This is a genomic window from Rhodococcus sp. (in: high G+C Gram-positive bacteria), from assembly GCF_049286785.1.
Lineage (GTDB): Bacteria > Actinomycetota > Actinomycetes > Mycobacteriales > Mycobacteriaceae > Rhodococcus_F.
In genome coordinates, this window is sequence record NZ_JBAQEO010000543.1 from 1 (window position 1) to 2,902 (window position 2,902).

General features: G+C 62.8%; 4 protein-coding genes. 3 read left to right on the top strand and 1 reads right to left on the bottom strand.

What is annotated here, in order from left to right; genetic code table 11:
- Nucleotides 1-389 precede the first annotated feature (389 nt).
- The 3 genes from WAW17_RS19615 to WAW17_RS19625 all read left to right on the top strand — a co-directional run bounded on the left by WAW17_RS19615 (nucleotide 390) and on the right by WAW17_RS19625 (nucleotide 1,762).
- Nucleotides 390-644: a hypothetical protein gene (locus WAW17_RS19615; RefSeq protein ID WP_422334592.1), complete on the top strand. Its 255-nt coding sequence runs from the start codon at nucleotides 390-392 to the stop codon at nucleotides 642-644.
- A complete protein-coding gene (locus tag WAW17_RS19620) occupies nucleotides 641-829 on the top strand; it encodes a hypothetical protein (RefSeq protein WP_422334593.1) in 189 nt (62 codons plus the stop codon). Before WAW17_RS19615 ends, WAW17_RS19620 begins: the two co-directional genes overlap by 4 nt.
- Nucleotides 830-1,444: 615 nt before the next feature.
- Nucleotides 1,445-1,762, top strand: a complete 318-nt coding sequence (locus tag WAW17_RS19625) for a hypothetical protein (RefSeq protein ID WP_422334594.1) — start codon at nucleotides 1,445-1,447, stop codon at nucleotides 1,760-1,762.
- Nucleotides 1,763-2,271: 509 nt separating this feature from the next.
- Here WAW17_RS19625 and WAW17_RS19630 read toward each other — a convergent pair.
- Nucleotides 2,272-2,829, bottom strand: coding sequence for a hypothetical protein (locus tag WAW17_RS19630; protein ID WP_422334595.1), 558 nt, complete (start codon nucleotides 2,827-2,829; stop codon nucleotides 2,272-2,274).
- Between the last annotated feature and the right edge of the window lie 73 nt (nucleotides 2,830-2,902).

Here is a 2,902-nt window from a genome sequence, read left to right on the forward strand (position 1 = left end):
CTCAATCACTGCCGACATTGCGAACCCGGGCAACCAGCATTCGATATCGCCTGCACCATCTGCGGAGACGGGCCCATCCTCGCTGGCGCACTCACCGACCAGGCAGGGAACGGCAACCTATCCGAGCCGGTTCAGCGATGGCTCACCACAGCCGGATGGACGCTGACGCCACACCTGCGATGCCCGGGACACGCGTGACACCAATGGAATTCGTCTCACGCATCGGCGAACTCCGGACCGGCGGAACGAATACTGCACGTTTCGAATGCGACACCTCTACCAGTCGCGGCCTGACCAGCGCCCGCTCGATCAGTGGGCAGTGCCGTGCGGCTTCCGCCCGACGCGGACGCGGCCGCATCCACATCGCGTCCGAAGGAAGGAAACGAAAAATGATGACCTGGATTCTCTGGCTCGGAGCCTTGCTGGTCGTCGCCGGCGCCGGTGCCCTGCTGAAGGGGGCGACCGTCCCTGCGCGCGTCCTCTGGCTGCTCGCCGAACTGTCCTTCGTGGCCGTTCTGATCTGGGGGGCCCACTCAGTGCTCGCCTTCCTCGCCGTGGCCGCCGCCGTCGTGGTGACGCTGGTCCTCGTCGCTGTCAGTGTCCCGGGGAAAGACCGTCAGGGCCGGACGACGGACGCTGAATGATCGAGCGGATCGGCTCGAGCGAGCGCACCACAGCAGACCTGGACCGTGAACTGGCCATGCTCGCGTACGTGCGCAACCGCCTCCGCACCTCGGAGGGGCCGGACTTCCGCATCCCGACCACCGCCGTCGACCAGGTGCTCGACGAACTCAACAGCCTCGAACAATCCCCCCGGGATCAGGCATGACCTCAGCGCAGCTCAGCCCGCTGTACCGGTGAGATCGACAACGTAACCGAACGAACCGCCTTCATCGGCAACCCCACCACGAAGCAACAGATCGAAACGCTCGCAGGTCAATACGCTGAGAGGCGCAGCTCCGCACTCATGCGCGAAGCCCGGCGCCCGGCTGCAAAACGTGTATTCCCGAACCTCAACACCATCTGAGGAGAAGGCCGATGACGATCCACCACGGCGTTCAGATCGACGACGAACGCGACGCCTTCCAACTCCACGAATCCGGACTCAGCTGGCCAGATCGCCCAAGAAATCGGGTGCACCGAAGGAACCGCCCAAGCGTTCGCCGCCGCCTACCAGCAGCGCACCGACGCTGCATCCGCACAGTCGCAGATCGCCCTGTTCTAACAGAGCTCTACCGCACACCCCGGCTTCCACCACATTCGAGAGGAACGGCAGCATGACCATGGATCCGCAGGGCTGGCAACCAAGGAACACGGATCCTCCCAATGTCGGAACATCCGTCACCCTCGACAACACCGGGACCGTCATCCTCGAAAACTTCCTACGCGCACACGTCCTCACACGTCCTACCCGCACTCATCAACGCAGAGAACGGCCACAACAATGCTCACTGAACACCCCCGAAATGCCCGCGAAGCTGACGCCGGCACCATGCCAGGGCTCCTCGCCGTCGATCCGACCGGGATCGTTGGCGCCACAGTCGATGCCGCTGGCATCATTCAACCGATCCACCAGGGCGGCAGGGCCGACACGCACAAGGAGAACCCACTCGGAATCGAAGCGCACTCGGTCTCCGCCGACATCGACGGTGTCGTCAACGGAGTCGAGATCTGGACCTACGGGCACCGAGTCGTCCTGGACCGCGACGACGCATTCACCCTCCTCGACAAAGTCGGCGACGCCCTCCGCGGCCGAAAGTAAAACCCCACGATCGAAATCGAATAGTCCCGCAGCGGTGGTCCGCTGATCAATCCCGAATCGGGATGTCAATGGTGCACCAACCTGGCGCGGGATCTGATTCAAGCGTCGTCGGTCGCCGCTGATCGGTTTGCTCTATAAGCCGGGGGCTTCTCTAATTCGTTCGCTGCAGATAGGGCGATGCCCCCGATCCGAACAAGATCAGGGGCATCCTTCACCCGCGGCAGAATCGCTCATCCCGCGAGGAGCCTTCATAGTGGCATATCCGTGATGCCTCAAACGTGATCGACGGCGTCCAGGAATCGTTTCCCGAACACGAATCGGACCGTCTCGGCGGTAGACCGTGACCAGCGGTCACAGAGCGCCGTTGCGGCTTTGGGGGTGACAGTCGGTGTCCCAAAAACCCTCTCATTGCTTCTGTCCGAAAACCGGGCTGTGTTGGTGAGTTCCGCGACGCCGTGGGAGATTCCCCGCTGGTGGAGATGTTCAGGCCCTGATCGGCCCGCCGCCGCTCATGCCGTGGTGAGGTCTGCGGCGACGATTGGGCAGGGGCGTGGGCTTGTGCCTCCGAACTCGACCAGGAAAGTGCGTGCCAACCGCTGCTTCTCGATTTTCGCCCACGCCTTGGCCAACTCGTGTACCCACTCGGCGACGCCGAAGGCAACCGCGATGATCTCGCTGTCTGCTCTTGCAGCGGTGGGTGGGTTCTCGAAGGTGAAGGGTTCGGGCAGTTCTGGCCAGTCCGGTGCGATCAATGTCTTCGATTTCTTCTTCTCGAACTCGGCCTGCAGAATGTCGCGCTCCGCGGCGACCGTGGCGATTGTGGCGACCACATCCAACGTTGCGGTGGTCACAGCGCCTGCATCATGGACGACCTTGTCTCCACGATCGGTGGAAATCAGGATCCGATTACGGGTCAGCAGCGCGATTTTCTCGCGGTCAGCATTGGGGAGCACCCACGCCCCACACATCCGGTTCAGCCCGATATCGGGGCCGGTGTCGACGTGCCAGATCGCGACGTTGGACTCGTCGGCATCGACGACGGCCACCACGTGGGGCACCATACTCATTTCGACCACTCCACCCTCACCGATACGACAGTTCGTTGAGCCTAGCGAGATCCACTGACACGCATCCGTACGT

Bases quoted from the DNA above. Each gene is read 5' to 3' on its own strand.
- WAW17_RS19620 (WP_422334593.1), top strand. From the start codon at position 641: ATGATCGAGCGGATCGGCTCGAGCGAGCGCACCACAGCAGACCTGGAC.
- WAW17_RS19625 (WP_422334594.1), top strand. From the start codon at position 1,445: ATGCTCACTGAACACCCCCGAAATGCCCGCGAAGCTGACGCCGGCACC.
- WAW17_RS19630 (WP_422334595.1), bottom strand. From the start codon at position 2,829: ATGAGTATGGTGCCCCACGTGGTGGCCGTCGTCGATGCCGACGAGTCC.
- WAW17_RS19615 (WP_422334592.1), top strand. From the start codon at position 390: ATGATGACCTGGATTCTCTGGCTCGGAGCCTTGCTGGTCGTCGCCGGC.